This window comes from Paenibacillus sp. FSL R10-2771 (assembly GCF_038000205.1).
Classification (GTDB): Bacteria; Bacillota; Bacilli; order Paenibacillales; family Paenibacillaceae; genus Paenibacillus_AQ; species Paenibacillus_AQ phytohabitans.
Window position 1 is genome coordinate 6,338,766 of the sequence record NZ_JBBOBM010000001.1, and the last position, 14,547, is coordinate 6,353,312.

The following is a 14,547-nucleotide window of genomic DNA, read 5'->3' on the forward strand; positions in this document are numbered from 1 at the left end:
GGATTTAGTGGGATTTATCCCTTTCATTCTTCCATACAGCCCACTTCTAGCGGATTTAGTGGGATTTATCCCTTTCATTCCTCCATACAGCCCACTTCTAGCAGATTTAGTGGGATTTATCCCTTTCATTCCTCCATACAGCCCACTTCTAGCAGATTTAGTGGGATTTATCCCTTTCATTCTTCCATACAGCCCACTTCAGGCGGTGAATACAGAGGTACTGCTGAATAACAAAGAAGGGCATCCCATCGGGACACCCTTCTCCTCCAGCTCTTCCGCCAGCTCCCCCGCTAGCCCCTCTGCCAACTCTTACGCCTAATCCCGCTGCAATCCCCAGCTCCCCTTACTCGTCTCCAAGCGGGAATAGCAGCGGCACGACCTTGCCGGCTCCGACATCAATCAGGCCGTGGTCCGTGATCTTCAGCGCCGGGCTGACCGGCAGCGAATGGGTGCTGATGGACATAATCGGGTTGTAGTGATTGTAGCCCAGCGATTCCATCGCCGTGCGCAGCGCCAGCACCTGCTCCGCAGTCTCGGTCAGCGGCGCTTCGGTCAGGATGCCGCCGACTGGCAGCGCCAGCAGCGCGAGCACCTCGCCGCCGCAGGCGACGCAGAAGCCGCCCTGCCCGGCGATCACTGTATTGGCGGCCAGTACCATGTCCGCCGCATTATGTCCGACAACCAGCAGATTGTGGTTGTCGTGTGAATACGTAGTCGCGACCGCGCCGCGCTTGATCGTGTCTCCGCCGATCAGGCCATAGGCGCGGTTGCCGTTCTTGCCGTACCGCTCAAAGGTCGCGATGAGACCGCAGCCGGTCTCCTCCCATTGCAGGAGGCCGTCCTTCACTCCGGCCTCCACATGCTTCTCCTCGGTAAACGTGGACACGTTGTTGACCATCATCACGCGGGCGCCGTAGCAGCCGTCCGGTAGCGCAGCAGGCACCGTGAAGTCAGCCTCCGCCAGCGGCTCCAGCTGCACACTCTTATAGAAGTGAGCCGGGAACTGCGGCTCACTCATGACCTGTGCCTGCGGGCGCTTGCGGTCAAAGACCTGCAAGCCCCGCTTGTACACCGCCTCAATCGCGAAGCTGTCCAGATCGGACAGCAGGAGGTAATCGGCGGTTTTGTTCGGTGCGATTACGCCGCGGTCATCCAGCTTCATCCGCCGCGCCGGGGTGAACGTAGCCGCATAGACTGCGTCCTCCGGCGTCATGCCCATGGCGATGGCTTTGCGGACCAGGTGATCCAGATGGCCGGTCTGCACCAGCGAATCGGTCATGACATCATCCGTCACGAAGCAGAAATGCTCACTGACCGGATGACCGATCAGATACTCCACGACTTCAGGTGTCATCGATTTCTCCTGGATCTCGATGAACATTCCGGCTGCGATCCGTGCGGTCAGCCCCTCGATACTCTGGTGGGTATGATCGGAATCAATCCCCGCATAGATCAGGCGGTGCAGATCGAGGTCCAGCAGCTTCGGCGTATGCCCTTCAATGACCAGGCCCGGATAGCGGCTGCGGACATGCTGGAGGATGCGGTTGCTTTTCCCCTCAGGATCACGGATCACATCCACAAAGTTCATGACCTCGCCCAGGCAGATCATCCGCTGCGTCTCCATCAGCTCGTCGATATCAGAGATCTCAATGGAGCCTCCCGTAGTCTCCAGCGGAGTTGCCGGCACCGAGCTCGGAATCGCATAGAACATGTCCACCTGGCAATCCCGGCTGGCCCGGATCATCTCATGGACGCCCTCTACCCCGAACACATTGGCCATCTCATGCGGCTCGGGAACAATCGTGGTTACCCCGTGCTGCAGAATACCGTAGGAGAACGTCTCCGGTGTAATCATCGTGCTCTCAATATGCAGATGAATATCGATGAGGCCGGGCACCAGATACTGCCCCTTAGCATCAATGATCTCGGCAGCCACAAACGTCTCTGCACCAAGAGGACCTACGTAGAGAAAACGTCCTTCCTTAACGGCCACATTCGCCGTCTCGAATCTTTTATAGTAACTGTTGTAGACCTTAGCGTTCAGTATAAGTTGATCTGTATTCATCGTGTATGCTCCTTATGACGCGCTACTGCACCAGCACCAGCTTCTCTTTTGGAAAATAAACCGTGACCTGCTGTCCCTGAATGAACGGCTGCTCCATCTCCTGATTGACCGTGAATACCCCAAGCTCAGTCTCTACCTGATACTGGTAGCTGCGGCCGAGATACGTGCTGACCTGCACTTTACCGGTCAAAACATTCCCCTCCATGCCTGTGCCCGTATCCGCCACGCCGCCGCCAAGCAACTGCAGATCGTCAGGGCGAATCGCACCCAGCAGCCCGGTATTTCCCTCGCCGCCCGGCCGCTTAGCCGCCTGGAATTTCAGCTCACCACGGCTCAGCTCAATATCCGAACCTTCATCATTCCGTCCGTCAAAAGCAATAAAGTTCCCGAACCCGATAAACCGGGCCACAAATTCACTGGCCGGATATTTGAAGATGTTCGCCGGATGATCCAGCTGCTCGATCTTGCCGTTATTCATAACGGCGACCTGATCGGAGATCGAGAAGCATTCCTCCTGGTCATGGGAGACGTAGACGGTGGTGATGCCGAGCTCCTGCTGGATACGGCGGATCTCCACCCGCATGTTGACCCGCAGGTTGGCATCGAGATTGCTCAGCGGCTCATCGAACAGCAGCAGATCCGGCTCGATGACAAGCGCCCGGGCAATCGCTACCCGCTGGCGCTGACCGCCGGACAGGGCGCCCGGCAGTCTGGATTCAAAACCGCCCAGGCTGACCGTCTCCAGCATCCGGTTCACCCGCTTTTTGACCTCCGCTTCCTTCAGCTTGCGCAGCCGCAGGCCGAACGCCACATTGTCAAACACCGACAGATGCGGGAACAGCGCATAGCTCTGGAACACGAAGCCGAAATTCCGCTTTTCCACCGGAACCTTGGTATAATCCTTGCCGGAGAACATGAAATTCCCTGCCTCGGCATTCAGGAAGCCGGCGATCAGCCGCAGTGTGGTTGTTTTACCGCAGCCGCTGGGTCCGAGCAGGGAGAGCAGCTGGCCTTTTTGCAGCGACAGGTTGAAATCCTCTAAGATCAAACGGTTGTCATAAGCAACCGATACATGTTCAAGACTGAGTAGTGACATTGCTCTAGGCCCCCATTATCATTGAATAGGTTATCGTTTGGTGAAATAGGCGAAGCCCATCAGCCGCTCGATGATGAACATCAGCGCTGCCGTGAGCACCATCAGAATGACCGAAATCGCGGCAATCGTGGGATCGAAGTAATTTTGCACATAGGTCAGCATTTGAATCGGCAGGGTACTGATCCCCGGGCCTGTCATGAACACGGAAATATCCACATTATTGAACGACTCCAGGAATGCGATCAGAATAGCCGCCAGAATTCCTGACCGGATGTTGGGCAGCACGACTTTGAAGAAAGTGTATACTCGGGTCGCCCCCAGGCTCTGCGCCGCCTCTTCTACCGCGAAATCGAATTTCTCCAGACTCGAAGCAATCACCCGGATAATAAAAGGCAGCATAATCACCGTATGTCCGATCAGCAGCCCCGCCACAATCGGCAGATTATACACCACAATCAGATAACGCAGCAGTGTGAAGCCCAGCACAATCCCGGGAATCAGCACCGGCGACAGGAATACCGCATTCAGCGTGTCCCGCCCGCGGAACCGGTAACGGCTCAGCGCGTAAGCCGCAGGCACACCCAGCAGGAGCGCCAGCAGATTGCCGAGCAGCGAGATGACAATGGAAGTCCTGAAGGTCTCCATGAAGGCGCTGACCTCAAAGATGTTCTTGTACCATTTCAGCGAAAAGCCCTCCGGGGGGAATTTCAGGACCGTGCCCGGCTCAAAGGAAGTAATGGAGATGATCACGAGCGGACCCAGCAGAAAAATAAAGACCAGCAGCGTGTACAGGGACAGCATGCGGTTACCTTCCTTCATATTCTCACCCCTTCGGATTCAGGCGGTTAGCCCAGGCATTCATCAGCCCAACCACCACAAATGTAATAACAATCATAATTACCGCAATCACCGAAGCCGCCTGCCAATCATTCAGCGTCATGGCATTCTGATACAGGAAGGTGGAGACCACCCGTTCCTTACCGCCGAGCAGCGCCGGCGTGGTATACGCCGTGAGACTGCCGACGAAGACCAGAATCCCGCCGATGATCAGTCCCGGCACGGTCAGCGGGAAGGTGATTTTGCGGAACGCCGCAAACGGGGAAGCGCCCAGACTGCGCGCCGCCCGGACCAGCTCATGGTCCAGATTCTCCATCACGCCGAGCAGCGTAATAATAATCAGCGGCAGGAACAGATGCACCAGCCCGATCATCATCGCGGTCGGCGTATACAGAATGTCGAGCGGCTTCGCGATCAATCCTGTGTTCACCAGGAACGAGTTGATCAGCCCTTTTTTGCCGAGAATAATCATCCAGCTGAACGAGCGCACAACGGGACTGGTCAGCAGCGGAAAAATCGACAGCGCAAGCAGAAGGCTCTTCTTACGCGCGCTGGCCCGCGAGATATAATAAGCCGCCGGATACCCGAGCACCATGCAGACCAGCGTAGTCACCACACTTACCCGGAGCGTAGTCAGCAGGATGCGGTTAAAGTACCCGTCGCGGAAAAAATACAAATACCCTTCCAGCGTCAGCTTTCCGTCCTGCACAAAGGTGGAGGCAATGGTCAGCGTGATCGGGACCAGCATGAAGGCCGCCAGGAATAAGAGGCCCGGCAGCAGGAGAAGCAGCACTCTTTTATTCATTCTCATGACTCCCGTCCTTCTTCGGTTCTTGATTCAAGCTATTCAGGCTATTAATGAAGTACTCCAGAAAAGCCGGCGCGTCCACCTCCAGACAGACGCCGGCATTGGCCGGCTTGTTCAGCCTGTTCTGGAAATCGCAGACCGTCTGCCCGTCGCATAGCTCGCTGCGGGTTTCCACGTCCACGTAATACTTCTGCACATTAACAAACTCCCGGTTCAGCGCCACACCTACCGCCAGCGGATCATGCAGCGCACAGGCCTGCACACCGTTACGTTCAAAATAGCGCGTACGGTAGTCCGCCGTACTCTGCTCCACATATTCGCGAACCGCTGGAATACGCAGCTTCGCGATATCCTCCGCGCTAAGCAGCGCCCGGCGGGTTACATCCAGCCCGACCAGCGTCAGCTGCGGGAAGCCCGCAGCCAGCACCAGCTTGGCCGCCTCCGGATCGACATACATGTTGTATTCCGCGGTCGGCGTGATGTTGCCGAAGCCCTGCACCACACCACCCATCACAATCACTTCGGCGGCATGCTGCGTAAGCTCCGGACATTTGTGCAGCGCGCGCGCCAGATTGGTCAGCGGCGCGGTCATAATCAGCGTGACCTCACCGGAATGCGCCAGCACCTGGCGGATGATGAAGTCCTCCGCCCGCTCTGCTTCCGCCCGCTTGGTTACCGTCATGCCGCGCAGTGCACCGCCGATGCCGTCCGAGCCGTGCACACGGTGCTCGAACACGGTATCACGGACAAGCGGCTTGTCCGCTCCGCGAAAGACCGGAATCTGCCCGGATACGCCGAGCAGCTCCAGAATTTTGCAGGTATTCAGGGTCGCCTGATCCAGCGAAACGTTGCCGCTGACTGTGGTAATCCCCAGAATATCGAACTGTCCGCTCGTGACGGCCAGCATAATTGCCAGCGCGTCATCCACCCCTGTATCTACATCGAGAATGACTTTTTTACGTCCAGTCATCCTTAGCCGCCAATCTCACGGTTGAAGCGGTCTGTCCACACGGAGATATGCTCGTTCACGAAGGACATGTCCAGCTTGCGCAGCTTGCTGATTACCTCTGCACCGTACGTTACCCCTACTGCTTCTTCATCCGTTAGCACAACCTCTGTGTTTACCGGGGAATCGACTTTGGCTTTGGCCGATTTCTCCTGCACTTCCTGGCTCAGCTGCCAGTTGATGAACTCTTCGGCAAGCTCTTTATTGTCACTGCCTTTGACCACGTTGACCGTATTCATTACGGCATAAGCACCTTCAGACGGTGCAACGAACTTGGCATCCGGCACGGCTGCCTGGAGATCCTTGAAGTACATTTCCATAATCGGACCGCCGGCAATTTCCTCCTGGCCGAACATATTTACATACTCCGAAGTCTGGGAGTAATATTTGACCACATTGCTGTCCAGCTCCTTCAGCTTCGTGAAGGCTCCGTCTTCATTGAACTCTGTACCGCCCGACACGAGCGATGCCGCATCCACAATCATTGGACCCGCTGTGGCAGTAATCGCCGGCAGCGCCAGGTTCTTGTCGAACTTACTCCACATATCTGCCCATGAACCGACTTCTCCTTCAACAAGTGCCGGGTTATAGGCAATTCCGAGACGCCCAACGGTGTACGCCGGACCATATTCTTCGCCGAGCGGCGCTTTGGCGATATCATAGATCTTATCGATGTTCGGAATATTGCTGCGGTCAATCGTTTCGAACAGACCTTCATTGATAGCCTGCTGCGCATAATAGTCAGACAGATAGACTACATCGACATCGGAGCTGCCCTGACGGATTTTGTTCAGGCGCTCGGCGTTGTTGCCGATCTCGACGACGATTTTGACATTATGCTCTTTCTCAAATGGAGCGTAGACGGATTCCTTGAAGAAGTCCTCCGAGAATCCCCAGGTTGAGACCACTAATTCCGTTGGCGCACCCCCAGATGTTGCTTCCGGTGTAGCTGCATTGTCCGTACCGGCGCCGTTTGTCGCAGCGGTATTGTTGTTGCCGCAAGCGGCAAGCAGAGAAGTCAAAGCAAGAGCAAGGCCTGTAGTCATTAATTTATTCATTAGTAAATAACCTCCCAAATGTAATTAAATATGCGGTACAATTCCAGCGGTCATCCTATACAAACGGCATGTTCTGTCAGTCTTCCATTAAGCAATCGGCAGCAGACAACGGATCAGCAGCACCCCCTGTTGGTAATAAAAACTTGGTTTGCCTTATTTTTTCACAAAAAAAAGAAAAGCATTCTTGTAGGAACAAGAACACCTTTCTTTGTATAAACAAAGGAAAGAGCTACCCCGTTATAGAAGGACGGTCTTCGCTTAAGATAGATCAAAAGCAAAAATCCGTGATATTCAAAATTCATTGACTGAAATGCTTCATTCACCGGCCAATATCATATTGGTAAAAGCCCATCCGGTTGGTGCATCATAATCCCTCAGCAGAACCTCAATCGTTAAGCCCATCTCTGCTTCAAGCCGTTCTTTGAATCTCTTCTTAAACAGCAGTGACATCCGGAAGTCCACTTCCTGCTTAAGCTCCGGCGCCTCCCCTTCCAGGGCGGTCGACCGTGGAGACCTGCGGTGCTTGGCGTGAAAGGTAATGACCCGCTGATCGACAGTAACGCGGAGCAGGGTCGTCCCGAAACCAAACAATTCCTTGGAGATCTCATTGTAGATCTGGCACATCTTCTTCTTCTGCTCGCTGTTTTCCAGTTCTGCCATGAAACCACCTTCGAAAACAGAATATCGTACATTCACATCGATAATAATTGCTATTATACATAATTCTAGCTTTTCCGGCAAGAAAAAAGCTGAATATAACATGAAAGTAACGCCAAACCCGAACGATGCCTGGCTAACAGTTATGTAAAATGAACTGAAATCCTCCGGATCGACACCCCATTACCACCGGACTCACACGGGACTCACACCAAATGTTTTACTGGAATTGGATTGCAGCAGTTCGCTGCTAGACCAGCGTTCCAGCTCTACTCCAGCTCTGTTCTAACTGTATTTCGTACAACTAAAACGATCATTTATCGCGCTGCGGGCGTTTTAATTGCATTTCCTACAGTTAAAAATCCCTAAATTCCGCAAAAGAAGTGCTGCCGCTATTTTTAATTGTACAGAATACAGTTAACCCGGGAATCCGGTTCTTTTTCCGACCTTTAGTTGCAGAAAATACAATTAACCGCTGCACGCTGCACATGGGTTACTCCAAATAAACTGGCAAAAAGCGAAAGAAGCGGAGGGGAAATTTGGAACTGTAGGAGCGATAGCGCCCGCCTGAAAGCTTTCCGCAGGAAAGCTCGCTACGAAAGCATAATCAGTCACCGTATTTCCACCGCGATCAGCCGTAATAATCAAAAAATCTGGGGGCGGGCAGCGGCCGGAAGTCCAAATGTTCACCACAGTGACGGCTAAGCTTCAAGTTCAAATCTTAAGTGCGTTTTATCTATCAGCAGATTTAGCCCGACTCAGCCGCGGTTCTCGGGAAATAAGGTTCAGCCTGTTTACAGTTAACCTGCTTAATTCCAGATCCAACCGGAAGCTTACAAAAACCATCAAATAACGGCAAAGGGAGTATAGCTGCTACATCTGCTAATACTACTTCGTCTGGCTACGACTGCTAATGCTACTTCATCTGCTACTGCTGCTATATTTGCTACATCTGGATACGACTGCCAATGCTGCTACATCCGGCTACGTCTGCTATTGCTGCTTCATCTGCTTCATCTGGCTACTGCTACTACGTCTGCTACTTCTGCTTCTGCTGCTTCTGCTTCATCTACTACAGCTACATTGGCTACTTCTGGCTACGTCTGCTTCAACTGCTATTACTGCTACATTTGCTACTTCTGGCTACGTCTGCTTCATCTGCTACTACTGCTACTACTGCTACGTCTGCTTCATCTGCTACTGCTGCTACATTTGCTACTTCTGGCTACGACTGCTAATGCTGCTACGTCTGCTACTGCTGCTACATTTGCTACTTCTGGCCACGTCTGCTACTACGTCTGCTTCATCTGCTAATGCTACCTCATCTGCTACATCCGGCTACGTCTGCTACTTCTGCTACGTCCCCTTCGCCGCATCCCTAATTATTCACATGCTACAGCTTTCTATACAGAATAGGGGAAGCCAAGGTTTCCCCGGCTTCCCCTATTCCCTATGATCTGCCTGTTGTTTATCCTTCAGCCTTCAGGTGGTAGCAGCCGCTCACGAAGTCCCGCTGGACCTCCGGCAGCAGCAGACCGGCCTGCATCAGGCAGTCCCCGCCGTAGACTTCGCCGCTGCCTTCAATACGGTAGTCGAGGTCCGGGTTCAGGCCCCCGAGCAGGAGCATCCGGCGCGGCGGGTGCGGCATGGCCAGTACCCGGAAGTAATAGACCAGCGCCTCGCGCTGATCATCCGAGACGAACATCCAGGCCGTATCATTGCCCTCGAACGGGCTCTCCAGCCGGTACAGATTGCCCTGCTGCACCAGGCTGCGGATTTCCTTATAATTCGCCACCTGCGCCTTTGCCAGCTCCTTCTCCTCCGGAGTGAACTTCGTCAGATCGAGCTCATAACCGAAGTTGCCGGACATAGCTACATCTCCCCGGAAGGACAGCGGCGTGAACCGGCCCACCTGATGATTCGGCACCGCAGAGACATGTGCTCCCATCGAGCTGGCCGGATAGACTAGGCTGGTTCCATACTGAATCTTCAGGCGTTCTACCGCATCGGTATCATCGCTGGTCCAGGTCTGCGGCATATAGTAGAGCATGCCGGGATCGAAACGGCCGCCCCCGCTGCAGCAGCTCTCGAACAATATATGGGGGAATGCCGACGTCAGCCGTTCAAGCAGTTCGTACAGCCCGAGTACATAACGGTGCGCAGTTTCTTCCTGCCGGTCTGCCGGAAGCTGCGCCGAGCCGATCTCGGTCAGACAGCGGTTCATATCCCATTTAATGTAGGTTACCGGAACTGAAGAGAAGATACGGCTAAGCGACTCGAAAATATACTGCCGTACCTCAGCCCTTGTATAATCCAGTACCAGCTGCCAGCGGGCTTCACTGCGGCGGCGGCCCGGCACATGCAGACACCAGTCCGGGTGACTGCGGTACAGATCGCTATCAGGCGAGATCATCTCCGGCTCAACCCACAGGCCGAATTTGAGCCCATGGCCGTTCACCCGCTGCGCCAGGTCAGCCAACCCGCCTGGCAGCTTGCGCAGATCCTCTACCCAGTCACCCAGCGAGGAATTATCCGCATCCCGTTTGCCGAACCAGCCGTCGTCCAGCACGAACAGCTCAATGCCGAGCTTCGCCCCTTCGGCGGCAATCGCCTCCAGCTTGTCGGTGTTGAAGTCGAAATAAGTGGCTTCCCAGTTATTGACCAGAATCGGACGCTCTTTGTCCCTGTACTGTCCTCGGCAGAGACGGGTCCGGTATAGACGGTGATACGTTCTCGACATCTCTCCGATCCCCTGTCCCGAGTAGACCATAACCGCTTCCGGGGTCTGGAAATGCCCGCCGGGCTCCAGCTTCCAGGAGAAATCGAAGGAATTCAGACCGATGGTAAACCGGGTGGTTCCGAAGGGATCTACCTCTGTCTCAGCTTCAAAGTTGCCGCTGTATACCAGGGAGAAGCCGAACACCTCGCCTTGGTTCTCATCGGCTCCGGCCTTGGCCAATGCAGCAAACGGATTATGCTGATGGCTGCTCATTCCCCGGCGGCTCTGGATCGCAGAGTTGCCCTGCTCCAGGCGTCTGCGGGTAATCTGGGCCTCCCGCGACCAGGCACCGGACAGGTAGATCATATCCATGTCAGCCGCCGGGAAATCCACAGAGGCACTAAGGGCGCGCTGCAGCTGCAGCGTATCCGGGCCGTCATTGGAGAACTCCACGGAACGCGCTATGACATTCCGTTCCTTATATACCGTATATCGCAGCTTCACGGTCAGCTTGGCGTAATCATCCTTCAGAATAAGCTCAAGCGTATCTGCTTCCTCCGGCGATTCTACATACACGGAAGGCAATCCGGCAAGCTCCGGTTTGCCTTCCGTCACGCGGTACCCGCTGTAGCGCAGCTCAGTGACCCGTGTTCCATCCTCAAGTTTGGCCTGATAGGCAGGAACGCGGAAATCCCCGGTTCCATATTGCGGATATTCCTGCGGCAGCCGGTCCAGCGAGCCATGGGCCACCGGCAGGAGCAAACCGTCCAGATTGCTGCCCTCACGCAGCCGCCCTCCCCAATAGAGATGCGCTGGATAACCATTCACCAGTCCGATCACATAACTCATCCCTGTGCTCTGCAGGTGGAATATCCCCTTGTCTTCCTGAACCCATATCGCCATGGTCCTGACTCCTTCTCTCCTAAGGATTAATTATCTGCAACCTGCAACCTATAGCTACAACCTGCAGCTTACTATCTAATATCTAATATTTAATATCTAATATCTGCCATTTACTATTTGTTTCAGCCTACAACACGCACGAACCTCCGCCTCTCACCTAACGATAAGCCGAACTCCGCCCAGTCACCCACCGATAACCCTAAGCTTCGGCGGTCTTACCGGTCTTCGGCGGTGATCTACTTCTACTACCGCTACTACTTCTACTGCTGCCACTCTTACTTCTGCTACTTCCGCTGCTTCCACTTCCACGTTCTCCAGCATTCTTTGTTCTTCACCAAGCCCCGCCTGCTTCTACGAGACAAGTCCAAGCGGAATGGAGAGCCGTTATTTCGCTGAAAATGCCACTTTTTCCTTCCAAGCGGACTCAGAAGCCCCTATTGCACCGCTTCAGCGTCCAAACGGCCTTCTGAGCGGGAATTAAGGTCTTCTGAGTCCGCAAGACTGGAAATAATGCTTTATTTCAAACAATAAGGTCTTGTCAGTCCGCAAGCCTGCCCGCTTCCCTAAAGTAGCAACGGCCATCCCGTCCATCAAGGGACGGAATCCGATTCAGCGTGAAGGATTGCGTAGCACCCGCTTTATATTTAGATATAATCCGCCATCGAGCGGACCACCAGCCCCGTTGGAGCCGCCGGCGTGAAGTCCGCCTCACCGCTTCCGCTGAGCGCAAACTCTATCGTCTTCGGCTCGCCCGGAAGCAGATCGAAGAAGTTGTCGGAGAAGATACCCTCTTCTTCTACGGTCAGATGCACACCTCTAGCCAGCACATCGCTGCTGAGCGTGAAGCTCTTCCCGGCGCTGCCCGGCACTTCCGTCACTGTAATTACCGGCTTGCTCAGCGGAATATCCTTGGCCGCCGCGAAGTAATGCTCCCCCCGCTCCAGCACCTGTCCGCCTTCCAGCAGGGAAGCCACCAGCAGCACTTGTGCCGGATCACGGCCTTCCAGCAATTCAGCAACCGGCAGCGTGAATACCACCGCTGCCGAATCCGCAGCCAGCGTTACCGGCTGCGACCATTCCCGCAGCAGCGCGCCGCTGAAGTCATGAAGCCGGATCACCAGCTCGCCGTCCAGCGCCTGACGCCGGTCGGAGACAGCGTGAACCTTGAGCGTATCCCCGTCCGTACCGTCAATGGACAGCAGCACATCCTTGAAGGACTTGCGCACGGTATATTGCAGCGCCTTCCAGCGTCCGTAATAATCCATACCCGCCCAGGAAGCTACCGGCCAGCAGTCATTCATCTGCCAGTACAGCGTGCCCATGCAATAAGGCTTGTTCCGGCGATGGCTCTCAATCGCGATGCGGATCGCTTCCGCCTGAAGCACCTGGCTCATGTACAAGAAGCCTCTGAAGTCCTTAGGCTGCGGCAGGTACATATCCATGTATTCCTTGATCAGCTGATTACCCCGTCCGTTCTTCTGATGGGCCAGCATCACCTTGGACTCCAGCTCCATATCCGCTTCTTCTGCATAGCTGAGCACCGACTTCAGCTCCGGGAAGGATTGGAAGCCATATTCACTCATGAAGCGGCCAACCTTAAGGTTATAGTTCTCAAATGGCTCGATTCCGTGCCATACTCCCCAGTAGTGAATATCGCCTTCGCCCATAATCCGCGTAGCATGCTGATCCTGACCGCGGGTAAGCTCACGCAGCGGTGAGGAAGGCCAATAATCCACACCCGGATGATTCGCGGCAACAGCCTCAGGCAGAATCTTGTGGAAGATTTCTTCATACGCGGCCCATAAGGTCTCACGGATATCAGCACTCAGCTTCTCCTTCCAGCCCCAGCCCATATTCTCCTCGAATTGCGACCAGGCCGAATCAATCTCATTGTTCCCGCACCATACAGCAATAGAAGGATGATTCCGCAATCTGCGGACATTATATACCGCTTCCTCACGGATATTGTTCAGGAACGGCTCGTCCCCCGGGTACATGCTGCACGCGAACATGAAGTCCTGCCAGACCAGCAGGCCGTACTCATCACACAGCCGGTAGAAAACTTCCTCTTCATAGAATCCGCCGCCCCACACACGCAGCATATTCATATTGGATTCCACCGCCGTAGCAATCTCATGGCGGTAACGTTCTTCCGTAACCTCAGTTATGAAGCTATCATTGGGAATATGATTCGATCCTTTAGCGAAGACCGGCACACCATTCAGCTCAAAATGGAACGAAGCCCCGCGCTCATCGGGCTTACGGACCAGCTTAATTTCCCGCAGTCCGGTCGTAACCTCCGACACGGCCACAGCTTCTTCTCCCTCCAGCAGCTCTGCACGGAATTGGTACAGCTCAGGTAGACCCAGCCCGTTACACCACCACAGGCGCGGCGTATCGATGACCAGCTCCAGCTCCACCACCTGATTGCCCGGAACCAGCGAAGCTGCCTTCATCCATTCCTGCCCTTCAGCTGTTACCCGCAGCATACCGCTCCAAGCTTCCGGAGCATCCACTTCAACTACAGCTGTCAGCCGCGCTTCCTGTGCATTCACCGCATTCTGGCGGATGTACAGATCCTTAATGACCGCAATGTCCCGGCCCTCCAGCACGGCTTCACGCCAGATGCCGCTGGTCAGGAATCTTGGGCCCCAGTCCCATCCATAGTGGTACGGCGCTTTGCGGGCAAACACACTGATCCGCTGCTCCTGAAGCCCGCCGAGCTCGGACTGGTCATTCGGTGCAGGCAGATCATAGCCCAGCTGTGCCAGCTTCGGCAGATCCTCGGTCACCACCGAGCGGAATACGATGCGGATCTCATTCTCCCCAGCCTGCAGAAGGCCCTTCACATTCACGGTCCAGGAGCGGAACATATTATCTGCGGACAGAGCATGCACATTGTTCACATATACATCTGCATACGTGTCCAGTCCGGCGAATACCAGCTCCGTAACCGCCAGTTTCTGCCATTTCTCTTCTAATGTAAGTACGGTTCTATATTCCCAGTTCTTCTTGTCGATCCATTGCAGGTCATGTTCATTGGTTCCATAAAAGGGCTGATCTATAACTCCATTCCGGAGCAGATCCGTATGTACCGTTCCCGGTACGGCCGCCGGAAGCCAGGCTTCATCTCCACAGGCTCTAAATTCCCAGTTCGTCAGGTTGATGTGCAGCTGTTTCATAAGTCCTCCTAAAAGTTTTGTGAGCGTACACTTCCCTGAGATTGCTCCGTACAGAACCCGCATCGGAAGTATACACTTTAAGTTTTAATAGCATAAGCTTTAAGTTGAATAGCCTACGTTTTAATTACCCTCATTGTATTTTGTTATTTTATTGTTAGCAATAACTTAATTATAATCTTATAAACAGAACAAATAAAGACAATAAATAATAAATGA

Annotated in this window: 10 protein-coding genes; all 10 read right to left on the bottom strand. The window is 54.3% G+C overall.

What is annotated here, in order from left to right:
* Window positions 1-343 precede the first annotated feature (343 nt).
* Window positions 344-2,065, bottom strand: a complete 1,722-nt coding sequence (locus tag NSU14_RS27310; protein WP_340947910.1) for an adenine deaminase — start codon at window positions 2,063-2,065, stop codon at window positions 344-346.
* Window positions 2,066-2,087: 22 nt separating this feature from the next.
* Window positions 2,088-3,161: an ABC transporter ATP-binding protein gene (locus NSU14_RS27315; protein WP_042133735.1), complete on the bottom strand. Its 1,074-nt coding sequence runs from the start codon at window positions 3,159-3,161 to the stop codon at window positions 2,088-2,090.
* A gap of 30 nt (window positions 3,162-3,191) precedes the next feature.
* Window positions 3,192-3,980 carry an ABC transporter permease gene (locus NSU14_RS27320; protein WP_340947912.1) on the bottom strand — a complete coding sequence of 263 codons (789 nt, stop codon included), beginning with the start codon at window positions 3,978-3,980 and terminating at the stop codon, window positions 3,192-3,194.
* Between the two features lie 4 nt (window positions 3,981-3,984).
* Window positions 3,985-4,803 carry an ABC transporter permease gene (locus NSU14_RS27325; RefSeq protein ID WP_039310210.1) on the bottom strand — a complete coding sequence of 273 codons (819 nt, stop codon included), beginning with the start codon at window positions 4,801-4,803 and terminating at the stop codon, window positions 3,985-3,987.
* Window positions 4,796-5,776 (bottom strand): nucleoside hydrolase, encoded by a 981-nt coding sequence (locus tag NSU14_RS27330; RefSeq protein WP_076247255.1) that lies wholly within the window; start codon window positions 5,774-5,776, stop codon window positions 4,796-4,798. The genes NSU14_RS27325 and NSU14_RS27330 overlap by 8 nt, the downstream gene beginning before the upstream one ends.
* Window positions 5,777-5,778: 2 nt before the next feature.
* Window positions 5,779-6,870: an ABC transporter substrate-binding protein gene (locus NSU14_RS27335; protein ID WP_042133730.1), complete on the bottom strand. Its 1,092-nt coding sequence runs from the start codon at window positions 6,868-6,870 to the stop codon at window positions 5,779-5,781.
* Between the two features lie 315 nt (window positions 6,871-7,185).
* Window positions 7,186-7,530 (bottom strand): hypothetical protein, encoded by a 345-nt coding sequence (locus tag NSU14_RS27340; RefSeq protein WP_039310202.1) that lies wholly within the window; start codon window positions 7,528-7,530, stop codon window positions 7,186-7,188.
* Between the two features lie 1,465 nt (window positions 7,531-8,995).
* Window positions 8,996-11,149 carry an alpha-galactosidase gene (locus NSU14_RS27345; protein ID WP_042133728.1) on the bottom strand — a complete coding sequence of 718 codons (2,154 nt, stop codon included), beginning with the start codon at window positions 11,147-11,149 and terminating at the stop codon, window positions 8,996-8,998.
* A 183-nt stretch (window positions 11,150-11,332) separates the two neighbouring features.
* A complete protein-coding gene (locus tag NSU14_RS27350; protein WP_179093599.1) occupies window positions 11,333-11,470 on the bottom strand; it encodes a hypothetical protein in 138 nt (45 codons plus the stop codon).
* A gap of 323 nt (window positions 11,471-11,793) precedes the next feature.
* Complete coding sequence (locus tag NSU14_RS27355) at window positions 11,794-14,331, bottom strand: beta-mannosidase (RefSeq protein WP_340947914.1); 2,538 nt, start codon at window positions 14,329-14,331, stop codon at window positions 11,794-11,796.
* Window positions 14,332-14,547 lie beyond the last annotated feature (216 nt).

Bases quoted from the DNA above. Each gene is read 5' to 3' on its own strand.
- NSU14_RS27310 (WP_340947910.1), bottom strand. From the start codon at position 2,065: ATGAATACAGATCAACTTATACTGAACGCTAAGGTCTACAACAGTTAC.
- NSU14_RS27325 (WP_039310210.1), bottom strand. From the start codon at position 4,803: ATGAATAAAAGAGTGCTGCTTCTCCTGCTGCCGGGCCTCTTATTCCTG.
- NSU14_RS27350 (WP_179093599.1), bottom strand. From the start codon at position 11,470: ATGCTGGAGAACGTGGAAGTGGAAGCAGCGGAAGTAGCAGAAGTAAGA.
- NSU14_RS27355 (WP_340947914.1), bottom strand. From the start codon at position 14,331: ATGAAACAGCTGCACATCAACCTGACGAACTGGGAATTTAGAGCCTGT.
- NSU14_RS27345 (WP_042133728.1), bottom strand. From the start codon at position 11,149: ATGGCGATATGGGTTCAGGAAGACAAGGGGATATTCCACCTGCAGAGC.
- NSU14_RS27340 (WP_039310202.1), bottom strand. From the start codon at position 7,530: ATGGCAGAACTGGAAAACAGCGAGCAGAAGAAGAAGATGTGCCAGATC.
- NSU14_RS27330 (WP_076247255.1), bottom strand. From the start codon at position 5,776: ATGACTGGACGTAAAAAAGTCATTCTCGATGTAGATACAGGGGTGGAT.
- NSU14_RS27335 (WP_042133730.1), bottom strand. From the start codon at position 6,870: ATGAATAAATTAATGACTACAGGCCTTGCTCTTGCTTTGACTTCTCTG.
- NSU14_RS27320 (WP_340947912.1), bottom strand. From the start codon at position 3,980: ATGAAGGAAGGTAACCGCATGCTGTCCCTGTACACGCTGCTGGTCTTT.
- NSU14_RS27315 (WP_042133735.1), bottom strand. From the start codon at position 3,161: ATGTCACTACTCAGTCTTGAACATGTATCGGTTGCTTATGACAACCGT.